Below are 25,388 nucleotides of genomic sequence, written 5' to 3'. Positions count from 1 at the left end.
ATTGATATGCCCTCCTTAACTAATGATCAATCTGCTTACGTTGGAAGAAAATCAGCTGTATGGCCGATGCAGCGGCAATAATCAAGAAAATAACGACAGCCAGCGCCGAGCCAAGCCCGATTGAATCTCCGCCTTCTACACTACCGAAAGCAAGACGATAGAAGTATGTAACAAGCACATCAGTTGAAAAGTAGGGTCCAGCCTGAGAACCTTGCATGGCAAAAATCAGATCAAAGGTTTCAAAAGACCCAATAAACGTTAAAATGGTCATGATCATGATGGATGGCATTGCGAGAGGAATCGTAATTTTGAATAGCATTCTAAGTCCTGATGCACCATCTATTTTGGCTGCTTCATATAACTCACTTGGTATAGCTTGCAGCCCTACCAAAAAAATAAGCATTGCAAAACCGATTCCGTGCCAACTGCCTACAAGAATCACGGCATATAAAGCGAGATCCATATCACCAAGCCAAGGTCTCGTTAGGCTATCAAGTCCAATCATATCTAGAAAGGTATTGAGTGAACCATAAGTAGGATTAAGGATTAAACTAAATAAATAACCTACGACTACTATGGAGAGCAGCTTGGGAACAAAAATGACTGTTTTAAAAAATTGCTTTCCTCTAATCTTACTGTTAATGATCATGGCTAATAAGAATGCGATTACTAGCTTGCTGAAGACAGTTACTACAAAATAAATTACATTGTGTTTAATCGCATTCGTAAAAAATTCATGATAGGGGTCTTCAGTAAATAGTCTAGTGAAATTATTCAAGCCAGAAAACTCGCCACGGACCAGCCCATTCCAGCTAAAGAAGCTATTGAGGAAAGCGGATAAGATCGGATATATTTGAAATCCGACATATAATATCAATGCTGGTACAATGAAGAGATGCACCAAATGCCTCTTGATTCCCCTCTTCTTCTCCACAACTGCTACTGTTGTCATTTCGAGTGCTACACTTTTATTGATATCTGGCATGTGTTCATCCCCTTACTTTCTAATACACAATCCATATTTAATGAAAACGATATACAATCAGGTACTAAGACTTGAATGTATATCGCTTTCTTTCTCATTCATTAAGAATTCTATTATTTTTAGGGTTTAAACCATTTGTCAGCAGAAGCTTGCGTTTTCTCAGCAACTTGCTCAATAGTCAATTGATCTAACAGCATACCCTGCAATGAATCCTCAAAAGTTGTTTTGGTTGTCGGACTGCCAGAACCGAAATTTGTTAGCATGAAGTAAGGAGTTGTATTACTAGCCGTTAACGCAGACATTTTCTTTAAGAGTTCATGCTTAGGTGCAACACCTTTGATTGGGCTTACTCGGTTTAACTCATCGCTATACATTTGGCCAAATTTAGGAGATGCTAGAAACTCCATGAATTTCTTAGCTTCTTCTTGGTGCTTGCTGCTTTTGGCGATTGCATAAGATCCATCCACCCATGATACGATTGATGGCTCTTCCCCCTTGTTCTTGGTCAAACCTGGAATGAAGTCCATTTCGAACTCTATACCAGCTTTTTCAAAAGTTTCAATACGATGGCTGCCGTTGATATACATCGCTGCCTTCTGAGTAATGAACATCGCTTGTGCATCCTTATCTTCAATAGCGATATAATCTTTCGGGAAATACGCAGCAAGATCTTTTATCTTTTTGATTGATTCTACGAATTTAGCATCTTTAAAATTAGTCTCACCCTTTAATACTGCGTTAACGAATGCGTTACCGCCATAATCAGATGGTGCGGTTACGGCGTGTGTCATCGATAATAGATAGGCTGCCTTACCTGATTGAGCAATTGGCGTAATACCCTTGGCTTTAAGTGCTTCCGAAACTTTAACCAGGTCATCCCATGTTTGAGGAACCTCTAAACTATTATCAGCTAGAAGCTTTTTGTTGTAGAAAATAATGGCATTGTTCAGCATTAATGGAACGCCATATGCCTTGCCATCACTGCCTTTTGCAGCATCTAAATGCTCAGGCGTAATGTTACTAATACCTTGCAAATCATCTAGAGGTGTTAAAAGACCGGCATCAGCTAATGATCTTGCCCCATCATATGGGCGAAGCTGCAAAATATCGACTCCAGAGCCTGCGGTAAGTGCGGTTTTAAGAAGCGTGTTATACTCCGTTGATTTAATTGGCTTAAACTCAATGGTTATGTTGGGATTCTCTTTTGTGTATTCAGCGATAATTTTCTCATATGCCGCTTTATCTTCAGCTTTCCAGCTATACATTACGAGCTTAACTGGTTTGCCTTGTGCTGAGTCAGCTGGCTTGGTGCTTTCAGCTGGTGCCGGAGTTCCTTTAGTGTCTGGACTTGCTGTAGAAGTAGTTGTACTGCTGCACGCTGAAGCAAGTATAAGTGCGGATGCTGTCATAACCATTGTAAATAATTTAGTCTTCTTCAATGTTTTGACCCCCTTCAAATGGATAATAGAAATTAAAAATCTGAATAAAGCGGTAAAAATGGAAGCGTTATCAGTAAGATTATGAAACTTTATTGCGAAAGTCAATAATTTTCTGAAAATTTAATTTATTAATGATGGGAGCAATCACAGCAAAACACCTCAACCTATATACAATTAGGTTGAGGTGTTTTGTTCGTAATTTGACATTCCTTTGTATTTCGCGCTAAATTACACCTGTCAATTCATACGCCCAAACAATAAATCTAGAATCTTATCTTCAGCCTTACGATTCTTTCCTCGATATGGATAACTATGAATATGGATGGCTGGGTTAAAGTTGATTTCAATGATGCTATAGTTTGATGTTGTTGCTTCTTTCGTAATGTCATCAATCATCATGTCAACACCACAGAATGTCGCACCGGCAGCTTTAGCTGATGCAATAGCTATTTGTTTGTAGCTATCTGGGATGTCATCCGTATAGTCAATACTATCTCCACCTGTACTAATATTGGAGTTTTCACGTAAATAGACAACTTCATTCAATTTAGGAATAACGGTCTTACTTTTAGTTTGATTCTTTAAGAACATCTCCTCCACTTCACCTATTTGGATGTATTCAAGTGGAGTTTTATAGCCCTTCCCCCGAAGTGAATCTTTATTCTTATCATGTACAAGCTGCTCAATCGTGTGAATGCCATCACCAACAACATTCGCTGGAACTCGGTGTAAGATGCCAACGACTTCTTCTCCCATCACAAGAAAACGATATTCTTTTCCCGTCATGAAGTGTTCTAGAAGTACGGTTTGGTCATGATGAAATGCGATTTCAAAGGCTTTGTGATAATCTTCTTTAGAAAATTCACCCGTAAAAATGGAGATACCTAATCCAAAATTAGTCGATTTCGGTTTGATGACTATTGGCTTCCCACGGTAATTCTCATATTTGACCATGGCATCCTCCATATTACCAAAAGACTCCCCTTCGGGAACTCGGATACCATGTTGTTTGAGAACTATTTTGGTTACAATCTTGTTCTCCATAATTAATACGGTGCTATAAGAATCAAGCGATGTTTTGGTCGCCTGTTTGACATATTCTTTATGATCACCTTTGGTAAGAACGATGAAATTCTCATCACGATCAAGCAAATCGAACTTGATGCCTCGCTTCATAGCAGCTTTCAATAAGAGCTGAGTTGATAATTCCAAGTCCTCATAGCCTGGGAATCGGTATCCGTTCGCAAGACTTTCGGCTGCATACTGTTTAGCTTGATCCATATGATACGTGAGAAAAGAGGATTCTTCTATTTCAGATTTCACGATCTCAGCAAAGCTTAATTGTGGATCAACAATTTTCAGCTTTTCATTATCGAGCAATTGGATCAGTCCATCAATATTCGGCTGTAGAACTCGGACCATTTCTTTCATTTCTTCCATACATGATAAAGCTTGTTCACTCATCAAGACGGATCCTATATCATCCGATAAAACTGCTGATATACCATCTTTCATAAGGATATCCTGATTCAGATTTGCCTTTCTTTGTGCTTCAACATCAAACGGTTCATCCTTGATAAGGAGCGCAAATACAATAAATAAATGAATCCATTGCATCGTTTCTTTACTGATTCCAACCCGATAAAGTGGGTTTAAATCTAACATACGAAGCTCTAAGTAGGCGATTCCATTATCTAAAAGATCCTGTAACGGGTTCTCTCCATTGATGGCTTTTAATCGTATAGGACTATAATACTCTCTTGCACTAAGTAACTCATTAGATTGGACTAGTGCTTGAATATCTCGCACATATTCTTCAACGGAATCTAAAGATACATATAACGGTTTTTCATTTCGGTAGCCGCAGACGCTATTTCGTAAAGAACTCATATTCGGGAAATAATGGCTTTCTTCATCTAGATAATCACTTGAATCCACGCATTTCTTAATATAGGAATTACTAAAGACTGGTGAAGCACCAGTTAAATGGATTAGCAGCCAACGGTGCTTCATAAGATTACGTGTGACTTTTAAATAAACTCCGTTCTTGAACTCTTTGAAGCTTTGTTTGCTATGGGATACTTCATATAGTTTAAATAAGAAGCTTTCATCAAATGAAAAGTTATAATGAATTCCACTGAGTAATTGTCTTTTGCGACCATATTTTTCAGCTAATTGATTCCGGTACTGATCTTCCATCGGATCATTCATCTTCGCAATTGGAATGTCTTCTTCTCTCGGCAATGCAGGAGGATTGCTGCTCGTCCACAGATATTCATCCTTTAATTCAATTGTCACGATGTCATGTAAAGCTTCTAAGAATTTGTATGCTTCATCTATTGAAGGCAATACGGGTGTTATCATTTCGATCTGACTTTCTGAAAAATCCGTTTTGATATAAGGATTCTCAGATTTTGAACCAAAAGCACTAGGATGAGGAGTCATAGCAAGCTTGCCTTCTGTATCTACCCTAACATTCTCTTTTTCTAATCCAAATTCGCCTTTAAATAGATCGTCTTTCAGGGAGTTGCTGATCATAAGCTGAAGTAATTCACGATCTAACGTTATCATCTCAAATACCTTCTTCCATTCATTACTGACGATTTAATAGAGGTTGCTTCATTCTGCGAAGGGTTGCCATAAACCATAAGATAAGTATGATTCCCTTCAGTATACTGCTTAGCGCAATCGACATCCATACGCCGTTTAATCCGTAAGGTCCTGACAAGGCTAAAGCCATCGGTATCCTTAGTAATGTTAACGTGACACTAAATATGGGAGGTATATGGGTTTTGCCGATACCATTAAATGCACCAACAGTCATTAATTCCATACACATGAATAATTGTGAGAAACCAATAATCCTCATATAATTGACGCCTAGTTCTAAACTAGACGGATCTTGTAAGAACAACGAAAAAATCTGCTCTGGGAACAGAATAAACAATAAAGACACGATAACACCGAATCCAGAGGTTAATAATAAGGCGTAGCGATAACCTTTCGAAATTCGATCAAGTCTGCCTGCACCATAGTTTTGACCAAAAAAGGCAGCAATGGCTCCTTGAAGTCCGCCTATCGTCATATAGGCTATCGACTCGATCTGAATACCAACTTTTTGAACAGCGATGGCATCTGCCCCCCACTGAACAATGATCTTCGCCATAAGGATTGAGATGATCGTAAATGAAACACGCTGAACAGTGATCGGGATCCCTATACGAATGACTTCTGACGTCAGTACTTTATCGAGTGAAATTCGTTTGGGAAATAGTTGTATCTTTCGAATGTGAACGAAGAATATGCACGTGACCATGATATTTGCTGTTAATGTCGCAAGGGCAGCCCCTGCTACACCTAAGCCTTCCCAGCTTCCTACTCCAAAGATCAGTAATGGATCGAGTAGCATGTTGATGAGGAAACCAATTGTAAATATACGAAAAGGCTTTTTACTATTCCCCATAGAGTTCAAGACTGTACTATAAAGTGTATTTACGATGGTAAACACAGTACCGATCATCGAAATAACAAGAAACTGTGTCGCCATCTTCTCAACTTCATGATTTCCTAATTCAAAGAATCCAATAAGCGGCTTCTTCATGATCAAGATAAAGAACATATACAGAATACTTAGAATGATTGCCAGCCATAATCCATTCTGGATATACGCTTTAGCTTGGCTATCCTTGCCTGCCCCCATGCTATGAGAGACTTTGATTCCTGTACCAATTGTGATCATGGTCGATAAAGCAAGGGCTAAATTCACATAGAAGCTAGCTGTTCCAATCGCTGCAACCTGACCGCTACCTAACATGCCGACCCAAATCATATCGACAAGCCCATAAGTTGTTGAAATGAAATTGGTTGCAATGATCGGCAACGTTAATTTCATCAATGTCGGCATAATGGGTCCTGACGTTAAATTAGTTGTCCCTTTCATTTACTTGCTTCATTTAGAAAAACTTCAATTCTAGATTTGATAGCATCACGTACATTTCGGAACTGATTCATAATTTCTTCTTCAGTACCAATCGCTTTGGCTGGATCTTCAAATCCCCAGTGCCATTTGATAACATTCTTATTGGCTATTACCGGGCAATGTTCATCCGCATGACCACATAACGTGATGACATAAGTTGCACTATTTAATGTCTCTGAATCAATAACATTCGAAGAATTGGTTGAAATATCAATTCCTATTTCTTTCATAACCTGAATTGCTCTCGGATTTAATCCGTGTGCTTCAAGGCCTGCACTTAACACTTCATAACGGTCACCACCAAGTTCTGTTAGTAGACCATCCGCGATTTGACTTCGGCAGGAATTGCCTGTGCATAGAAAATATACAAGTGGTTTATTCATGAATTTAAATCTCCTCTGTTTATGAGTAATTGGAAGGTCTATTTATGAAGTACTTTCTTTCAAACCATCGGGCTACATGGACAAGTCCAATCAAGACGGGAACCTCTACCAATGGACCAATAACAGCAGCAAAGGCAGCACCTGAGTTTATACCGAATACACCAATCGCTACAGCAATGGCTAATTCGAAATTATTACTTGCCGCTGTAAAGGAAAGCGATGAACATACAGGATAGCTAGCTCCTATTTTACGAGAAATATAGAATGAGGCCAAAAAGATAATCACAAAGTAAAGTAACAATGGAATTGCAATGCGCACTACATCTAGCGGCAAAGATACCATCATTTCGGCTTTTAGTGAGAACATGAGAACGATCGTGAACAGCAAAGCAATCAATGTCAGAGGACTAATTCGGGGAATAAACGTATTGTTGTACCAGTCATCCCCTTTAATTCTTCTTAAAATAAACCGTGTTAAGAACCCTGCGATAAACGGTATCCCTAGATAGATGAAGACACTTTCCGCGATTTGACCCATTGTAATATTCACTTCAACACCTTGAATACCAAACCAACCAGGCAATACAGTGATGAAAATGTAGGCAAATACGGAATAAAAAATGATTTGAAAAATCGAGTTGAAAGCAACAAGACCTGCTGTATATTCTGGATCGCCCTTCGCCAGATCACTCCAGACAATAACCATTGCAATACATCGAGCGAGACCGATCATGATCAGACCAATCATATACTCGGGCATATCACTTAAGAAGGTTATAGCAAGTATAAACATAAGAATTGGCCCGATAATCCAGTTCTGAATTAAAGATAGCAATAGTACTCTCCAATCTTTAAATACACGCCCGAGATTCTCATATCGTACTTTAGCAAGCGGTGGATACATCATGATTATGAGACCGATAGTAATTGGTATTGATGTTGTACCTACCTGCATTTTCGTTAATGAATTAGATATGGATGGTATAAAGGAGCCTAATATTACCCCCATAATCATTGCACTAAATATCCATAAGGTTAGATATCGATCAAGAAATGATAATCTCTTGGATTGTTGACCCACTTGGTACAACTCCCTTCATTTAATTCTCACATGGAAGTCCGTTCAAAATGCTCATCGCTTGCTCATCAAGTTCCGGTAAGTAAGCTAAAACAGCCTTAACATATGGCTTATCCTCTATCTGAAGCGAATAGTAGTTCCATTGCCCTTTTTTATTCTCTTTGACAAACCCTGCATCTTTAAGTTTCCGCATGTGTTGACTTATGTTCGGTTGCGTAGTTTGAAGGATTTCGACCAGATGACACACACAAGCATCTTTCTGAAGCAGAATGGAAACAATATTCAGACGTGTTTTATCACCTAATAATTTCAAGTGATCTGCGATGGTTTCAATTGTATTCATCTATTATCAACCTCCTTTTTTTAACAACATTATATAAGTAAATGATTATATATGCAAGCGATTATTTACATTATAGAATTATAAAATAATAGAATTTTCTGTTATACTTAATTGGTAAATTATTACTTCCCAAATTTTATATGTACAAAGGAGATTAATAGATATGAAACCTAGTTTATTTCATATAGATAATAATCCACAGAAGCAAGAATTGACGAGAAAACGGCATTTTTCCTTTCGAATTAATTTATTTTTCTTTATAACCTTTATCTTATTCTCCACTTTATTAGTCCGATTAGCTGTATTACAGTTTGTCGAAGGTAAAGCACTAATCGAAGCCAAGAATAAGCTATTATATCGACCTGTACAAATTATTCCAATCCGTGGAAATATCTATGACAAGGACTCTTTCCCCCTAGCCTATACGGTTTCCGTACAATCTGTATTTTTCCGTGTAGAGGTTGGCCAAAGTAGGATGAGAGATGAGGTTGTCGCTCTTGCGTATGAACTTGAAAGAATCTTCAGAGACAAAGGAAATCCCGCTTCATCCAAGCCAACTGCAGCTGAAATCATTACAACGATGGATGTTGGTTATGATTTGAATCAAACAGATACGAAAGCACCTGGTTCAATCTGGATACCTCGCCGAATTAAAGCTGATTTATCCAAGGAAGAAGTAGCTTACATCATGGAGCATCGGGATGATCTGAAGTGGTTGGAAGTTTCGGAGGAGAGTATTCGAGCGTATTCAACTGAAGATGATGGCACCACATTAGCTGCACAGTTAGTTGGGTTTATGAGGCCTTATAGTGTAGGTAAGGAAGATAAATCAGGCTTAGATAAATACAAGGATCCATCACTTACCAATGAATATGTTCCAGAAGAATTCGTTGGTTTTGATGGGTTAGAGCTCATGTACCAAGATGAACTAAGAGGCAAATCTGGCACTAAAACATATCCCGTTAATACAGGAGATCGGATTATAGGCAAGCCTGAGATTACAAAGCCTGAGAAAGGCCATAATCTATATTTAACCATTCAGAAGGATATCCAAACCGTTACGGAAAAAGCGATCATGGATCATCTAGCCTATATGCGAACCTCAACAGCGCCCAAGTATTATAACAATCCCAATGCTTATACGGGCTATGCAGTTGCAATGGAAGTCAAGACGGGTAAAATCATCGCAATGGCATCTATGCCAGATTATGATACGAATAAATGGTTTCCGAGGATTTCCCAAAGTGATTATGATGATATTAAACCGATTATTAATAATGGAACCATTCGACCAGCATTTCCTAAACTTCCTGAAGAACAGCGTGTAAAGCATCTGAGTTCGATTGTTTATATGGGCTCCGTTATTAAACCATTAACCGTTATTATGGGTCTAAGCGAAGGTTTGATAACGCCAGCTACGAAATACTACGATTCCGGCTCCTTTACATATGGTGCCGTAGGTAAAGAGGCTAGAATACAGAACTCGGGTAATGTTGCACATGGATCTATTGGGCCGACAGATGCCATACGCGTTTCCTCAAATACTTTTATGGCAGAAGAAATAGGCTTTAAACTATACAAAAGAGATCAGAAAAAAGGTATCCAAGTATTAGATAAATACTTTAATAAATTCGGTTTAGGTGTTCTTACAGGTACAGGGTTACCTGGCGAGTATAAAGGTTTGAGTGAGTATCAGACATTGGCTGAATCCGAAGGTTCATTATCAGCGTTAGTGCGTGCATCATGGGGACAAAATGAGAAGTACACAACCATGCAGTTAGCTCAGTATGCTGCAACTCTTGGATCCAAAGGGAAACGAATGAAGCCACAGTTTGTTGACAAGATAACAACTTATGATGGAGATACCGTCCAAACGTTTGTGCCAATCTTATTAGAAGATACAGAGTTTCCCAAACAATATTGGGATATCTTAGAGAAAGGTATGAAAGATGTACGAAAACAAGGCTTTGATGGCGTAAACTACACGGTTGCCACTAAAACAGGAACTTCCACACAAGAGATTAATAGAAAACAAGTAGATAACGCCGTATTTATTGCTTACGCACCGATTGAGAATCCAACACTCGCATTAGCTGTTGTTGTCCCTGAAGGTGGATTTGGTGCTTACGGTGCAGCCCCAATTGCACGTAAAATGTTTGATGCCTATCAGCAATATATTGGATTCGATTGAGCTTAGAAGGTCGCTTTATTCATTTGAACAGACTTGACCAATAAAAGGTGCAGTACGAACCTGACTGTTCGATCTGCACCTTTGTCTACAATCATTTTGTTCTCCGCTCATCTACAACACGTCTTGATTTCAATTCAAAACGAGGCAGTGTTCCAATTTTTACCTGTTCTACTTCGATACGTAGACCGATTCTTTCACGAAGACAAACCTTCAAATCGTTGACTAGATCTTCCCTCGCTTCGATCTGAACCCTTACTTGATTCATTTCTTTCACAGTGTAAAAGATAACACGAAATTCAGTAATCTCTACAAATTCACGGACAATCGCTTCAATCGATTGCGGGAAAATATTAACCCCTCTAATGATCACCATGTCATCCGCGCGTCCAGTTATACCTCCAACAAATAATTGATACGGACTGCCGCAAGCGCATGATTCGCTACCCTTCAATACCATATCCCCTGTTCGGTATCGAATTAAGGGATAGCCATAGCGCCCAAGATTAGTCAAAACTAGCTCTCCACTATCGCCAGCTTGAACAGGCTCTAAGGTGTCGGGATTGATAACTTCTGCTAGAAATTGAGACTCATTCACATGGATTCCATTTTGTTCAGAGCAAGAATATCCGTACGCTCCGATTTCTGTCATACCTACATGATCGAACAGTTTGGCATTCCATAGGCTCTCAATTCGCTGACGAACTGTAGGAATGGAACCCCCTGGCTCTCCTGCTGTAATGATGGTATGCACAGTAGATTTTGTTAAATCAATCMCATCATGCTCTGCAATTTCTGCTAAATGAAGTGCATAGCTTGGCGTACATAACAATACATTTACTTTATTATCAATGATACTGTGCAGTCTTTCTTTAGACGATTGTCCACCACCCGTAAAGACCAAAGCACCCGCTTTCTTAGCTGCCTCATAAGCAGCCCAGAAGCCAATAAATGGACCAAAGGAGAAGGCAAGAAACAATCGATCTTGACTTGTTACTCTCGCTGATTGGAATACCTCATACCAGCAGTCTTCCCACCATTTCCAGCTTTCCTGCGTATCCAATATTTTAAGAGGCCGGCCTGAAGTTCCTGATGTTTGGTGGTAACGAATATAACTTGATTCCGGATAAGTATGATTGCGGCCAAACGGAGCGTATTCTATTTGGTCTTCAGCTAGCTCTTTTTTAGTAGTAAAGGGAATAGCTTGCATTTGTGCCAAAGACCTAAGTGGTAAAGTGACATCACTTAGTTTAGTCTGATAGAACTCATTATTCTGCAAAACAAAAACCATAAGCTGATTCAATTTATGCAATTGATATGATTTAAGATCGACTTCGTCTTCATGGACTTGGAATAAGTGTTTTGCTTTATTCATGGTAATAAAGGGACGAAAGTATCATCAATAGATTGACTTCCGTTATTATCTACATAAGCCTCTTCCCGTTGCAGATTAAACTTTTCCATAATAGGAAGATCACTGCAAGAGAACAGATATGCATCAGTATTTGATGTATTGACATGTTCATGCCAAGCCCAATTCGGAACTACAAAATAATCCCCTTGCGACCAATCAAATTTAACACCATTAATCACGGAATATCCTGATCCTTTAAATACATGATAAATGGTAGCGCTTGTGTGTCTATGCGCTTTACCTATAAATCCAGCTGGAAGCTTCTGCATCCAAGAGGCGATATTCGGGTGTGACGTCTCAGCTGTGGATGGATTCATATATTCAACAGCATAACCATCGTATTCATCAGGTTCGAATTCACTTAAACCATCTAATGCTTGCTGAGTCAATGACCATTTATAACTGCCAAGTGGTGCTACTTTCGGTTTACGGTCGGAAATAGGTCTCACCATACCACCTGCATAGCGTTTAGCCGTATAGTTATCTGGGACAGATGGGGGTTCTATTTTCTCTGGATAGTGTTCAAAGAAAGTACCGCCAATACCATAAATAAATGGGATGTCGAGGCAATCCATCCAAATCATTGGTACTTCTCCTGTGTGAGAATGACCATGCCATAATCCTTGCGGTGTTGTAAGGAAGTCACCCTCCTCCATGAATATCCGTTCGCCTTGAACAATCGAATATGCACCTTCTCCTTCTGTAATAAATCGGAGTGCGGATTGTGTATGACGATGAGAAGGAGCTGTTTCACCAGGAAGAATAAGTTGTACAGCTGCATATAGAGTTTGGGTAGTCGACGCCCATCCCCAGGGCTCACGGTTCTTAAGTCCAGGATTCTGAAGATATATCGCACGTCTTTCTCCGCCTCGTTCGGGAGTAAAAATGGCTTTAGCCTCCATGAGCTTGGCATAAAGAGTTTCCCACTTCCACAGATAAGCAATAGTTTGAGGTTCAGGCTCATGATGCATGAGATCAGGAATTGCATGCCACAGCGGACCTAAATGAAATTGTTCGATACTCTTATTGAAATCCTGAACCTGCTGACTTTGAAAAAAATTATTCTTTTCCATTTGACTGCCCCCTATTAAATATGGTGATTTGCAGCTTCATACCGCTCAAGATTCCTTTGTATCTGATTCAAGTGCGTTTGCAAATGATCTACCAATAAATGCGAAACAATAAACATCATTGGTTTAGTCCCAAAACGCGGATTACGACTAGGAGCTTCTAACAACAGCTCCTCATCACGAATAGAAGCAAGAACATCTTTGGAAACCTGCTTATTGTGTTGAATACAAGTCAGGACGTCATCTAAATTGCGTTGTTTGGAACAAGCTACAGCAGCCAATCTACCTTCATCTAGGTGGTTACGCCCCCATTCAATTCCTGGAGATTCGATGACACGTTGTAATTCATGCAACCAGTAAGGAACAATCTCATCCACATGACATAATAATTCCATGATCGACCAGATCTCTTCAGAAGGTTTCCAGTGTAACTGCGATTCTGTTAAACCAGTCACTTGATTCATTATTAAGTCTGACAGGCGATTAATATCCTCGATTGCTCCTTGTGCCTTACTCATCTTGTTTCCTCCTGTCCCGCTCTTTTAACCTGATTCGTAAGTACACCTAATTGATCAATTTCGATACGCACAACATCCCCTTCACGTAGAAAAACTTGAGGGTCACGTGCGACACCGACACCCCCTGGCGTTCCTGTTAGAACAACATCACCGGGTTCGAGTGTCATAATAGATGAAAGGAATTCCACCAGATATGGAACCGTAAATACTAGATTCTTGGTATTCGATCGCTGGCGTTCCTCTCCATTAACAGTCAATACGACTTCCAGCTCTTCTGGATTGATAATTTCGTCTTTGGTTATAAGCGAGGGGCCCATCGGCGCGCTTCCTTCCACTGTTTTCCCTTGAAGCCATTCAATCGTTCTGCGCTGTAGATCACGATAAGTAACGTCATTTACAATGGTGTACCCCGCAACATAATCTAGTGCAGTTTGTTGGTTTACGTTACGAGCCTGTTTGCCAATTACAAAAGCAAATTCTGCTTCGTAATCCAGTTGATCCGATATCGGATATAACGGAATATCATCCTGAGGGCCAATGATGGTATTCGCGAACTTTGCGAAAATAACAGGATATTTCGGTATTTCTCTTCCCATTTCTAGGATATGCTCTCGGTAATTATGACCGACACAGATCATTTTGGCAGGATTTTGAACAGGAGCTTCTAATCGCACATTGATAATTGGATGTACGACTTTGCGCTCAAACGTTTTTTCGCTCTGAATTACGAAATCAACTCCTGCCTTAGCCATGACCAAGCTTTGTTCCCCACCTCGTAAAAAATCCACCATATTCGCTGGAACATAAGCATCAGCAATCGGTTTAGCCCGCAACTGTCCTTGCGCGCTCAGCATTTCTTCACATGCATAGTTCAAATCAATAACCAATTCATCCATTAAAGCACCTATTCTTTGATTACCTTCATAGCTAAAAGTGGTCAAACGCATACTCAGTTCTCTCCTTTTGGAAGACTATTGCTTGGTAGTCTTGGATCTACTTTTTATCGCACATAAAATTCGTTATCGTACAAACCAATCGGCCAATGCCCAGATTCAAAGATTGCGATCAAAGGAATAAATGGATTGGGACCCAATAGTCCCGCAGCAGCAAGCAGCTCCCATCCCAGAGCAAGGCCACTTATATAAAGAGCTGTTCCAACAGCGTATTTCACCGTTAAATCTCCATTAGCTTCAAAAGCAATAAATGCTCCGTCAAAAGCAGAATGAAACACTTTTTCTAGCAATTCATTGCAAATGAAAAGAAGCTGGTCTGTTAGCCCTGCAGATTCCGCAGTTTGTCGTAAACGCTCTGGAATCGGCGATAATTGATCCCATAGAGGACTTTCTGACAAATTAATGTAGTCACAAACAGGCTGTAGTTCATTTAACGATAGCCATCTAACTGAAAATTCAGGTATTTCAATCGCCTGTCTGAATCCTCCAACAAAACCTTCCACAAGCATTTTGGATTGTTGTTCATATGCCACATACCACCGGATATTTTGGATTCTCAGAGCCAAAGTCGAAACATGCTGATCTTGCGGATATGGGGCATATCTATTAGCGGCCGCCATAAATTCTGTCATACTACCATCTCCCAAGATAGATTTGTAAATTTATTAGTATTTTGTTGTCATTTTCACATGATTTGTTCTCGGCCCGTACGGACCTTCGTCCAACCATTTACCAAGATTAGGTACGATGGAGGATAAGGATGCTGCAAGCTCCCGCTTGTTATTCATGTAGGTAGAACTCCCTTGAATGTGCTCTAGTGCAATACCCGCACAATCCCGGTTATACTCAGCTGCAAATTGACGTTCCTCCGCCACTGATAGTATGGCTTGATCGGCTTCATCTCTGCTATTTGCCTTCAGAGCCTCGGCAATTCCTCTAGCAGACAATAAGGAATCTGGAACTCCTGAATTCAAACCTCGCGCACCGAACGGAGCGAACAAATGGGCTGCCTCACCTACGAGCAGAACTTTGCGATTTGCGTCTGTAAATGAATCCGCTACTACTTGGTAAAATTGATACGTAGAAACCCAAGTAATACGTTCTGCATACTTCGGATCCATTACCTTAGGCAACCATTTTTTTACGCCATCAATGCCACCAAAGTCTTCCGGATTATCACCTTCTAGAAGTTGTAAATCGATTCTCCAGCCACCTGCGAATGGTACATAAAGTACATTTCGACCGCCCATCTCAGGATGCTGATAATGGAACGTCCGCTCGACTGGCAGTGGATTATCTGTATCCTCCTTCACATCCACAACAAGGAATGAATCGTTAGAACGTGGACCGACCAACTTGATACCAAGCTCACTACGAATAACAGAACGTGAACCGTCCGCAGCAATCACATATTTGGATGTCCATTCCTCACCTGAATCCGTTATTAATGTAACGACATTCGAATCCGTCTTCACATGCTTTATAGGCGTGTTCCAGACGAATTCAACACCCATATCAAGGCAGGCTTGATATAAGTACTTTTCAATTTCAACTTGAGCAAGGCTTGTGAATGCTGGGAGTTCACTTGGATGAGGTGCCGGATATTTTTTGACATATACATCTTTGCCTTTGAACATTGTGCGTTTAACTGGCCATACGATTCCATGTTTAGCAAGTGTGAAACCTAGCCCTGATTTGATTTGCTCTAGTAATTTTAGGGTTTCTTTATGAATATAGATTGCACGGCTGCCAGGACGACTTCTCTCTTGCGGATCTGCTTCCACAATGGTAGCCTGAATCCCAAAGCTTTGTAGTGCGAGTGCCGCTGTCATACCGACAGGACCTGCACCAATCACCATTACTGTACGCTGAAATTGTTTCTGTGAGTTCACAAGGTTACCTCCTCGATATATCTATTAATCCGATTGCAGCTCCATTAATATTCGTTTCTTCAGCTCAACCTTCTGGATTTTACCACTCGGTGTCACTGGCAGTTCCTCAGTAAACATAATCTTGTCCGGAATTTTATAGTTCGCTAGTTTTCCCTTTAAAAAGTCCTTAATTCCATCCTCATTCACATTTGTATCCTTCAGTTTGATAACCGCACAGGATTTCTCACCCATTACAGGATCTGGTATACCTATTACGGCTACCTCCAGTATGTAAGGATGTTCATAGAGTAGCTCTTCGATCTCTCTTGGATAAATATTGTATCCACCACGTATAATCATTTCCTTCTGTCGACCAACGATTCGCAAGAAGCCGCTTTCATCTAATGTGCCAAGATCCCCCGAATGATACCAACCTTCCGAATCTATTGTTTCGTTCTCATTGGTACCATTGAAATATCCGATCATTAGCCCTGGACTTTTACATAGGATTTCGCCAACCTCCCAGGTAGCTGCAAGTTCTCCACACGAATTGACAATTTTGATCTCTGCCCCTTCGACTACTCTGCCTACTGTCTCCGATTTTAAATTCTCGTCATCTGTAAAGCCAGTCATCGTCAAGGCAGCTGATGTTTCTGTAGCACCATAAGAGACACATATATCACAAGCCATTCGAGTACGTATTTGTCGTATGGTCTCAACTGGGCAAGGTGCTGCTGCTATAATTCCTGTCCTTAATGAACTTAGATCAAAGGAATCGAAGTCAGGTTCGTTTAATTCCATAATAAACATAGTGGGTACTGCATGATGAATCGTAACCCGTTCATGTTCGATTATGGATAACGCTTCTTTCGCTTGAAACCTTTGCATGAGAACCATACGTCCTTGGCACGCGATTGTACAAACCAGACAAGACACAATGCCAAACACATGAAATAATGGAACAGGTACCAAGAAAACATCCTTCGAAGTACAAGATAAGCCCTCTGCTGTAATTATGCTCGTATAGCTAATATTTTGATGACTAAGTATAACGCCTTTGGGTATTCCCGTGCTCCCCGATGTATACAGAATTGCAAACGGATCGTTTAAATCCGGGAATAAGGCTTCTGGAAGAGTGCCCACTTTACCTTTATCAAGCATCGTTTCATAATCTTGATACTCCTCATGAGCAAAGCGAACCGCTATGATTGTCCTGGCTGTTACCATACTGCTATCGAGACAATGCGTAAAATCGGAACTAACAAAAAGAAACTTAGGATCAGCATTACCCAGGATAAACTCCACTTCATGAAGCCGATATCTCGGGTTGAATGGAACAAGAATAGCCCCAATGGACGCTACTGCGAAGTAAATAACAATACTCTCGTACCAATTCGGTAAACTGACTCCTACCCGTTCCCCTTTGCGCAAGCCTTGTTCATACAATGCACTTGCAAGTTGTTCCGACTCCTGTTGAAGTTCTCTATAAGACATCCTTCGTTTACCATCGAATATGACCTCATGATCTGGGCTTTCCTTGTATGCTCTTTGCAGAAGCTGCGGGATGGTCAAGGAAAATCTGCCTTCACCCATTTCCTTCCCCTCCTTAGAGTCTTTCCCATATTGCTGCAATACCTTGACCTCCGCCGATACATACAGAGGTAGCACCAAATTTCTTATTTCTACGTTTTAATTCATACAGCAAAGCGAGAACAATTCGAGTTCCTGAAGCACCTAACGGATGTCCAAGCGCGACTGCCCCTCCGTTCACATTCCCTATTTCAGGGTTGAAACCTAGTTCTTTCTGACATGCCAAGTACTGCGTTGAGAATGCCTCATTGATTTCAATCAAGTCCAGTTCATTTAACGTCATATCAGCTTTTTTCAAAGCTTGACGTATCGCCTCAACGGGGCCGATTCCCATATACTTCGGCTCTACACCAACTGCGCTCCAAGAAACTAATCGCGCTATTGGCTTCAAATTTCGCTTTGCAGCATACTCAGCTGATGTCATCACGACAGCCGCTCCTCCATCATTGATACCACTTGCATTTCCAGCCGTAATCACGCCACCTTGTTTAAAAGCAGTTGGTAACTTAGCTAAAGTTTCCCTAGTCGTATCTGTTCTAGGATGCTCATCACGAACAACCAATCGCGTTGTTTTCTTGTCTACAACGGACACAGGAACAATTTCTTCTTGAAGATTACCTGATTCCATCGCACGAAGCACTTTCTGATGACTATAGAAAGCATGTTCATCTGCTTCCTCTCTCGTAATACTATAGCGTGCTGCAACGTTTTCTCCTGTACCTGACATTGTGCAATCCCCGTAGGAATCATAGAGTGCTTCCGATAAATAGTCTTGCATAGGAGCAGCACCCAGCTTTAACCCAGTACGAGCGCCTCGCACGACATAAGGAATCTGGCTCATATTCTCTGCACCACCAGCAAGTACGACCTCGCTATCACCCGACATGATCAATCTTGCTGCCGATGTAATTGACTCTAAACCGGAACCACATAGCCGATTAACTGTCAGAGCGGGTACATGAGTGGGAATTCCTGTCTTTAACCCTACGTGACGGGCAAAAAACACAGCATCCGGGCTTGACTGAATAACATTGCCAAATACGACATGATCGATCTCTTCCAGTTCCACCTTACTTCTCGTTATCGCCTCTTTAGAGGCAATAGTAGCCAAATCAATTGCTGATATATCTCGAAAAGATCCACTAAAGCGGGTAAAAGGTGTTCTTGCTCCCTCAATCAAAACAATATCTGTTGCCTTCATAATATCAGCTCCTAATAGCCAACATAATTAGGTTTACGTTTTTCAAAGAAAGCTGTCATTCCTTCTATCCGATCCTGTGTCGTATACGTGTTACTAAAACATAGTGACTCCAGCTCAAGTGCCTGATTTAAGTCCAATTCAGCTCCTGTGTCTACCGCTTTCTTCATCATTCGAAGTGCGACAGCCGGTTTTTCTGCCAATCTGTTAGCCCATTCTTGTGCTGCATCCACCAACTCTTCTAGTGGAACGACTTTATTAACTAATCCACACGAGAGTGCGTCTTCTGCGTTAATCATATCTCCAAAATAGAGCAACTCCTTCGCCTTAGCTTGACCAACGAGTCGTTGTAATCGCTGAGTACCACCACCACCAGGAATGATGCCTAAATTAATTTCAGGTAGCGCGATTTTGGCGTTGTCAGAGCAAATACGAAAATCACAGCAAAGCGCTAACTCACATCCTCCGCCGAGCGCAAGTCCATTAATTGCAGCAATAACGGGTTTTCCCATATTTGCCACTCGATTAAATGCACGACTTGATATCTGATTCCACTTACTCATTTCATTCGCATCCAAGCCCTTCATTTCGGACATATCAGCTCCTGCAGCAAACGCGCGCACTCCTTTTCCAGTAATGATCACAGCACGAATCTCATCGTTATGATCAATTTCATTCATTATTTGAATTAGTTCGATAAATAACTGTTTATTTAAGGGATTCATTGATGGACGATTCAAGCTGATCAAGGCTACTTTTCCGTTTAAGGAATATTCCAATGTCTCATAGGTCATAGTTTTATTCTCCTTATTGATCAAATTCGTTCATTACTTATTGTAGTCATACCAACCGGCACCCGTCTTTTTGCCAAGACGTCCTGCACGGACTAATCGTCTTAATGAAATTGGTGCTGCGAAACGATCATCCTTAAACTCTTCGTAGAAATAGTCCATAACATGTAAGCCTATATCGACACCTGCAAAGTCCTGTAATGCAAATGGCCCCATTGGATAATTGAGTCCTAGTGTTATTGCTTTATCAATATCTTCAGCAGAAGCAACTCCCTCTTCAAGTAAACGAATAGCTTCAATTAAATGCGGAATCATAAGCCGATTAACAATAAAACCTGGTGAGTCCTTCTTTACCTCAATGGGTTCTTTACCTAAATCACGGGACAATTGCATCAGTGTAGCTATTGTTTCATCACTCGATTTATATCCTCTAACAACCTCGATCAGCTTCATTACCGGAGCCGGATTAAAAAAATGCATACCTGCTATACGCTCTGGCTGCTTGGTAACTTCAGCAAGGGAAGTGATTGAGAGTGAAGATGTGTTCGTTGCCAGAATGACTTCAGGACTCAGTAGCTCATCGAGTTGACGGAATATATCTTGCTTTACCTTCAGATCCTCAACAACAGCTTCTATTACAACGTTTACACTCGATAGATCTTTTAAAGCACAGGTAGTTTGGATACGCGAAAGCGTAGCATCCTTGTCCGATTCAGTTAGCTTGCCTTTGTCTATAAGTTTAGTTAAAGCCGACTCAATTCTCTTATAACCATTTTGAACTAATGACTCATTGATATCGAATAAAGTAACGCAATAACCCTTTTGTGCAGCAAGCTGAGCAATTCCGCTCCCCATTGTGCCTGCTCCAACAACACCTATGACTGTTTGTGTCATGTCTCAATCTCCTTCTCAAGAATATTATTTGAATAATCTGTATATTATCTACACACACCAACCGAATTATTACCGCTTAGTTAACATATTGATTCTACAGTTTCATTGTAATGGAAGAACTATCAAGCGAATATGTTCATGGTGAACTAAAAATTGATACAACTTTCAATCACCATGTAGGATGAACAAAAACTTACCCTTTCTGATTAACGAGAATAAGCGTGACTGTCTAATTACCAATCTTATGATTGATAAATAAACGGTCACGCTTTTTTCGATCCATAAAGTATCTTATTAAAATTCCTGTTCCTCATCGTATGTAATGTTCATAGATCCGTATTATCCCCATAAGGCAATGGAAATGATTCCAGTGGTAATCACAGCCGACATGATAATTCTTCGAAGCCCTTGCTTTTCTTTCAGTACAAGGATGCCAAGAATCGTACCTACGACAGTTCCAATTTCACGTATTGGCGCAATTGAGGCTAGTGGAGCAAGCTTCATCGCCATCAGAAACATAAAATAAGATGCTGGTGAGCAAATAGAACCAATCAAGATCATTTTCCAGTTTTGTTGCCATTCCCTTATGATTTGGTTGCGTCCGGCTCTTATAACCATGAAGAAAGCAACGATAACATAATTAATATTGGATAATTCAAGTGTAGATAGTGGCGATAATTGCTGGACAATCAGTTTATCCATTAATGTATAGCCCGCAACACATATCCCTACTACAATTGCATACAGAATGGATATGGAATGAGCCGATTTCCCTTGATTTGCATGACGATTAACTATTCCACTAATAATAAAGAGCCCTGCTATGATACAACAAAAGCCTATCCAGCCTACTAGAGATAATGAATCCCCGAATAACACAACACTTAACAAGGTCACTAACATGACGCCAGTACCTCGCATGATCGGATAGGTCTGTGATAAATCACCATAGGAATACGATTTGGAGAGGAATATAAAGTACATCCCTTGAAAAAAAGCAGATATCACCATATAGCCAATTGTCTCTGCTGTCAGCTCAACTTGGAGCAGTTCGATTATAAAATATGGTAATAGAGCAAGTGTACCAACAATATGAATCGACCAGAGAAATACGTATTTATTCAGACTTCTCTTGGTAAATAGGTTCCATACCGCATGTGTGATACCTGAAAATAGAACTAATAAGACTGCCATTGAAATCATCGAAAGATCCTCATTTCACTTATGCGCTAACTCATATTTCCAGTTGCATCCCATCATAGGCTACCGTGATACCATTCGGCTCAAAAATTTGAACCAAATCTTCATGCAGCAGATGAGCATTATGAGAGAAATGAGTGACTACGATTCGTCCTTCTGCTTTCATAACATGATTCTCGATTAACCATTCCCGTGTTTTTAGTGTATCCTCGACATTCATATGAACGTCGCATTGTGGGGCATTCCCAGTCGTACATTCTAGAATAGCAAGATCCAGTTTCTTTCCTTTTAACCAGTCCCAAGTCTGTTCGGGAAACCAGCCACTGTCGTGACCATAGAAAATGGTTTTGCCATCCTTTTCTATATAATACAATAAGCAAGTTTCTTTAGGATCATGGTTAGCAAGCAATGGGGTAATTGTAGCTGTTTGCGTTTGTATCGTTTCAAATGGCTTCAAGTTGTGGAATTGAAATCGATGGAATTCTGTGGCAAGCAATTGACTGCAGTTCTTAATTGGCAAGTCGTGACCATACAGATGGAGTTCTTCCTCCTCCATAAATTGGGCATAACCAAAAGCACGAATAAGTAAATCTTCAGGATACAAATGATCGGAATGTGAATGTGTAAACAATAAATCACGAACCTTATCCATATCTACAGAATCACGAATTGAATGATGTAATGTGTCCGCCGGAAAATCGATCTTAAGTACTTCATCAATCAAGACCGAAGTGCGAGTACGGATATTTTTCCCACCTCGTACTTTGGCTTGTTTACATGTCTCGCAATGACAGAACAACGATGGAATACCTTCAAATGCAGCTGTTCCATGAAAAAGAATCTTCATAAATATTGTCCCCCCCCTTGTAATAGGAGAACAACAGAACGTTAGTTCTGTTGTTCTCTCAAAGTAACTCTAGACTAGCTTACTTAATGTTTGAATCATCTAAATACTGCACCCACTGCTTCTTGTATTCGGCTTGAATCTTATCTAATCCTGCTTGCTTGGCTTTTTCCATAAATAGTTTCAGGCCGCCCTCAACATCAGCTACAATACCATCAGTCAAAGGATATAAGTATTGCTTTTCAACTTGCAGAACGGCTGCCTTCTCCGCTTGATAAGGCGTCCAATCCTCTCCGAAGCCTTGGAAAATATTTGGCTTGGCTATCTTATCTAATTCAGCGAACATGTCAAGCACAATATCAAAGCTCTTGTCAAACAACATGAAGTCCGGATTTCTCCAGGCCCATCCATTCATGCCTTCTCTTTGGAAGCCGTTTGTTTGGGCATCACCAAGCATTTTGTAATATTTCCCATCTTCAACTTCAAAATTCTTGCCTTCGATACCGTATTGCGTCAGCCAATTGTAGCGTTTATCCGTGACCATTTTCTCATAGAAAGCAAGCGCTCTTTCTGGATTCTTGCTGCTACGTGGGATTGCAAAGCCATTATGAATCGGGTGAACGGGTGATGAGAACCCTTTTATATTTGGATATGGGGCATAACCTAGCTCCCAATCCGGGTGCAGTGATTTCACTTTGACAATAGAATCACCAAAACGGTTTGGATTCTCACTTCCTAAAATTGCTGCGGCTTTACCAACGGCAAATATATCATGACCACTATCTTTAATGTTCAGCATATTCTTCATAAAGAACCCTTTTTCTTGCCATCTTCTGAACATTTTTAAATCTTCCAAATGCTGCGGAGAGCCCCAATAGGAGGTTACGTCTCTTGGATTGTCATACATGATGTTAAGTCCATATGGAACTATATCGTTGGAATTCACTGTTTTGGATGTCATTTGACGGACGGGATCTCTATGACTGACCTCAGTATCCGCCAGAGGCAACATATCCGGTTCATTCTTGCGTATGCCTTCCAAATACTGCTCTAGGGTTTCGAGTGATTCCGGCTTTGGCAAATTATACTTTTTGCGCAAATCTTCCCGATAGGCAATACCATCATTTACATACTCCTTCCAGATAGCTGGAACAGTGTAAATTTTCTTGTCAACCTTGACTGCTTCCCAAAAATCCTTCGGTACAAATGCTTGCAGCTTAGGCGCAGCCTTCGGTAAGAGATCATCTATCGGAAGGAAAGCCCCTTTCTTCGCATATGACTGGTAATTCACCCATTCTGCCGTAAAGATCAGGTCAACCGGCTGCCCTGAGGACAACAGGAGCTTGTACTTCTGATCGTAGTCTGTCCAGGTTGTGAAGTTGAATTTAACGGTGGCATTTAAATCTGCTATAGCCAGCTTGTTAATTTCCTCCTCAATCTTCTTTAAATCCTTTGGGGCATCGCCCAGCATATAGAACTGAAGCTCCACTCTCTTGGAAGTGTCGATTCCAACTGGCTCCTTCGGTGCAGGAGTTGACGTGCTTTCAGGCTTGTTTGTCTCTTTTGCTTGTGGTGTTGCCCCCGTTTCCTTCGTAGTAGTACTGCATCCAGTCATGGCCATTGTGAGTAAAAATAACAAGGCTAAGACTGATGAGATGATCTTTTTCCCTTTTTTCATGTAAATCCTCCTTTTTAATTGCTATATATGTCAGCCGATCGCACACGAGTTTCTTACGTTTGCTTTCGGTACTAACCTTTCACCGCACCAATCGTTAATCCCTTCACAAAATATCGCTGCACGAACGGATATAAGAAAACAATTGGTCCTGTAACGACGATCGCCATCGCCATCTTGGTTGATTCTGTCGGAATATCGCGCCCTAGGGTTACCCCAGTTCCAGTGGCCATTTGAGAAACGAACATCATCGTATTGATCGTGTTGTACAAGTAGTATTGAAGCTGATACATGCTAGCGTCATTAATGAACAAAGAAGACATGAACCAGTCGTTCCAGTACGTCAGAGCAAGGAACAGACCGACAGTCGCTATTCCAGGCATAGCAAGCTTCAGCACGACACTGTAGTAGATCCTAAAGTCGTTTGCGCCATCGATTTTGGCTGATTCGATCAACTCTTCGGGAATCGCAGATTTGATAAAGTTTTTCATTAAAATAATGAGAAAAGGTGTCATCAGACCAGGTAATATCAGTACAGCATAGGTGTCTGTCAGCTGAAAGTATTTGGTCAGCATGATGTACCAGGGCACGAGTCCCCCTCCAAACAGCGTTGTGAAATAAATGAAGAAGGATAATTTATTGCGGTACTTGAAATCTTTCCTCTGCAGCACATAACCTGCCATCGTAATGAGAAACAGACCAAGCAGAGTTCCAACGACGGTCACAATTATCGTAACGCCATAAGCCTTGATTAGTTGAGTTGGAAACATAAATACCATTTGGTAACCTTCCAGCGAGAATGCTTTCGGAATCAAGTGAAACCCGTCGCGAATAATCGATTCGTTAGCTGTCAATGAGCCAGAAATAATCAGAAGGAAAGGAAATAGACAGATCAGTGCGAAAAATGTAATAACAAGATAACCCATCGTACGGAAAACTTTAGTACTCAGAATGTTGTCAACCAATGTAATCCCT

22 protein-coding genes are annotated in these 25,388 nt (G+C 40.6%); 1 reads left to right on the top strand and 21 read right to left on the bottom strand.

Going from position 1 to position 25,388, the window contains the following annotated elements:
- Nucleotides 1–19: 19 nt before the first annotated feature.
- From AC1DOK_RS15905 to AC1DOK_RS15875, 7 genes are all read right to left on the bottom strand, one after another.
- On the bottom strand, nt 20–985 hold the full coding sequence (locus tag AC1DOK_RS15905) for a carbohydrate ABC transporter permease (RefSeq protein ID WP_477555276.1): 966 nt from the start codon (nt 983–985) through the stop codon (nt 20–22).
- A 119-nt stretch (nt 986–1,104) separates the two neighbouring features.
- Nucleotides 1,105–2,424: an ABC transporter substrate-binding protein gene (locus AC1DOK_RS15900; protein ID WP_477555275.1), complete on the bottom strand. Its 1,320-nt coding sequence runs from the start codon at nt 2,422–2,424 to the stop codon at nt 1,105–1,107.
- 237 nt (nt 2,425–2,661) lie between these two features.
- A complete protein-coding gene (gshAB, locus tag AC1DOK_RS15895) occupies nt 2,662–4,995 on the bottom strand; it encodes a bifunctional glutamate--cysteine ligase GshA/glutathione synthetase GshB (RefSeq protein ID WP_477555274.1) in 2,334 nt (777 codons plus the stop codon).
- A gap of 22 nt (nt 4,996–5,017) precedes the next feature.
- Nucleotides 5,018–6,364 (bottom strand): MATE family efflux transporter, encoded by a 1,347-nt coding sequence (locus tag AC1DOK_RS15890; protein ID WP_477555273.1) that lies wholly within the window; start codon nt 6,362–6,364, stop codon nt 5,018–5,020.
- Complete coding sequence (gene arsC, locus AC1DOK_RS15885; RefSeq protein ID WP_477555272.1) at nt 6,361–6,786, bottom strand: arsenate reductase (thioredoxin); 426 nt, start codon at nt 6,784–6,786, stop codon at nt 6,361–6,363. Before arsC ends, AC1DOK_RS15890 begins: the two co-directional genes overlap by 4 nt.
- Before the next feature lie 19 nt (nt 6,787–6,805).
- Nucleotides 6,806–7,867, bottom strand: a complete 1,062-nt coding sequence (gene arsB / locus AC1DOK_RS15880) for an ACR3 family arsenite efflux transporter (RefSeq protein WP_477555271.1) — start codon at nt 7,865–7,867, stop codon at nt 6,806–6,808.
- Between the two features lie 19 nt (nt 7,868–7,886).
- Nucleotides 7,887–8,207: an ArsR/SmtB family transcription factor gene (locus AC1DOK_RS15875; protein WP_477555270.1), complete on the bottom strand. Its 321-nt coding sequence runs from the start codon at nt 8,205–8,207 to the stop codon at nt 7,887–7,889.
- A 163-nt stretch (nt 8,208–8,370) separates the two neighbouring features.
- Here AC1DOK_RS15875 and AC1DOK_RS15870 point away from each other — a divergent pair, with 163 nt between their 5' ends.
- Nucleotides 8,371–10,398, top strand: coding sequence for a peptidoglycan D,D-transpeptidase FtsI family protein (locus AC1DOK_RS15870; RefSeq protein ID WP_477555269.1), 2,028 nt, complete (start codon nt 8,371–8,373; stop codon nt 10,396–10,398).
- A gap of 91 nt (nt 10,399–10,489) precedes the next feature.
- Here the strand turns inward: AC1DOK_RS15870 and AC1DOK_RS15865 are convergent, their stop codons facing one another.
- The 14 genes from AC1DOK_RS15865 to AC1DOK_RS15800 all read right to left on the bottom strand — a co-directional run bounded on the left by AC1DOK_RS15865 (nt 10,490) and on the right by AC1DOK_RS15800 (nt 25,339).
- Nucleotides 10,490–11,770 carry a phenylacetate--CoA ligase family protein gene (locus AC1DOK_RS15865; RefSeq protein ID WP_477555268.1) on the bottom strand — a complete coding sequence of 427 codons (1,281 nt, stop codon included), beginning with the start codon at nt 11,768–11,770 and terminating at the stop codon, nt 10,490–10,492.
- Nucleotides 11,767–12,882 (bottom strand): cupin domain-containing protein, encoded by a 1,116-nt coding sequence (locus AC1DOK_RS15860; RefSeq protein WP_477555267.1) that lies wholly within the window; start codon nt 12,880–12,882, stop codon nt 11,767–11,769. The genes AC1DOK_RS15865 and AC1DOK_RS15860 overlap by 4 nt, the downstream gene beginning before the upstream one ends.
- A gap of 14 nt (nt 12,883–12,896) precedes the next feature.
- The gene (locus AC1DOK_RS15855; protein ID WP_477555266.1) at nt 12,897–13,397 is read right to left on the bottom strand and encodes a DinB family protein; all 501 of its coding nucleotides are present in this window, start codon (nt 13,395–13,397) and stop codon (nt 12,897–12,899) included.
- A complete protein-coding gene (locus tag AC1DOK_RS15850) occupies nt 13,394–14,344 on the bottom strand; it encodes a fumarylacetoacetate hydrolase family protein (RefSeq protein WP_477555265.1) in 951 nt (316 codons plus the stop codon). The genes AC1DOK_RS15855 and AC1DOK_RS15850 overlap by 4 nt, the downstream gene beginning before the upstream one ends.
- Before the next feature lie 53 nt (nt 14,345–14,397).
- The gene (locus AC1DOK_RS15845; RefSeq protein ID WP_477555264.1) at nt 14,398–14,982 is read right to left on the bottom strand and encodes a hypothetical protein; all 585 of its coding nucleotides are present in this window, start codon (nt 14,980–14,982) and stop codon (nt 14,398–14,400) included.
- Between the two features lie 33 nt (nt 14,983–15,015).
- The gene (locus AC1DOK_RS15840; protein WP_477555263.1) at nt 15,016–16,242 is read right to left on the bottom strand and encodes an FAD-dependent monooxygenase; all 1,227 of its coding nucleotides are present in this window, start codon (nt 16,240–16,242) and stop codon (nt 15,016–15,018) included.
- 24 nt (nt 16,243–16,266) lie between these two features.
- Nucleotides 16,267–17,814, bottom strand: a complete 1,548-nt coding sequence (locus AC1DOK_RS15835) for a class I adenylate-forming enzyme family protein (RefSeq protein ID WP_477555262.1) — start codon at nt 17,812–17,814, stop codon at nt 16,267–16,269.
- 13 nt (nt 17,815–17,827) lie between these two features.
- Nucleotides 17,828–19,012 carry an acetyl-CoA C-acetyltransferase gene (locus AC1DOK_RS15830; protein WP_477555261.1) on the bottom strand — a complete coding sequence of 395 codons (1,185 nt, stop codon included), beginning with the start codon at nt 19,010–19,012 and terminating at the stop codon, nt 17,828–17,830.
- Nucleotides 19,013–19,023: 11 nt separating this feature from the next.
- Complete coding sequence (locus tag AC1DOK_RS15825) at nt 19,024–19,803, bottom strand: enoyl-CoA hydratase/isomerase family protein (protein ID WP_477555260.1); 780 nt, start codon at nt 19,801–19,803, stop codon at nt 19,024–19,026.
- Nucleotides 19,804–19,836: 33 nt separating this feature from the next.
- A complete protein-coding gene (locus AC1DOK_RS15820) occupies nt 19,837–20,694 on the bottom strand; it encodes a 3-hydroxyacyl-CoA dehydrogenase family protein (protein ID WP_477555259.1) in 858 nt (285 codons plus the stop codon).
- A gap of 339 nt (nt 20,695–21,033) precedes the next feature.
- Complete coding sequence (locus AC1DOK_RS15815; protein WP_477555258.1) at nt 21,034–21,888, bottom strand: DMT family transporter; 855 nt, start codon at nt 21,886–21,888, stop codon at nt 21,034–21,036.
- A 40-nt stretch (nt 21,889–21,928) separates the two neighbouring features.
- The gene (locus AC1DOK_RS15810; RefSeq protein WP_477555257.1) at nt 21,929–22,741 is read right to left on the bottom strand and encodes an MBL fold metallo-hydrolase; all 813 of its coding nucleotides are present in this window, start codon (nt 22,739–22,741) and stop codon (nt 21,929–21,931) included.
- A gap of 79 nt (nt 22,742–22,820) precedes the next feature.
- On the bottom strand, nt 22,821–24,416 hold the full coding sequence (locus tag AC1DOK_RS15805) for an extracellular solute-binding protein (protein ID WP_477555256.1): 1,596 nt from the start codon (nt 24,414–24,416) through the stop codon (nt 22,821–22,823).
- Between the two features lie 71 nt (nt 24,417–24,487).
- On the bottom strand, nt 24,488–25,339 hold the full coding sequence (locus tag AC1DOK_RS15800; protein WP_477555296.1) for a carbohydrate ABC transporter permease: 852 nt from the start codon (nt 25,337–25,339) through the stop codon (nt 24,488–24,490).
- Nucleotides 25,340–25,388: the final 49 nt, after the last annotated feature.

Source organism: Paenibacillus sp. P5_B5 (assembly GCF_056400365.1).
The sequence above is the reverse complement of the archived record's forward strand: the minus strand, read 5'-3'. Positions and strand labels throughout refer to the sequence as shown.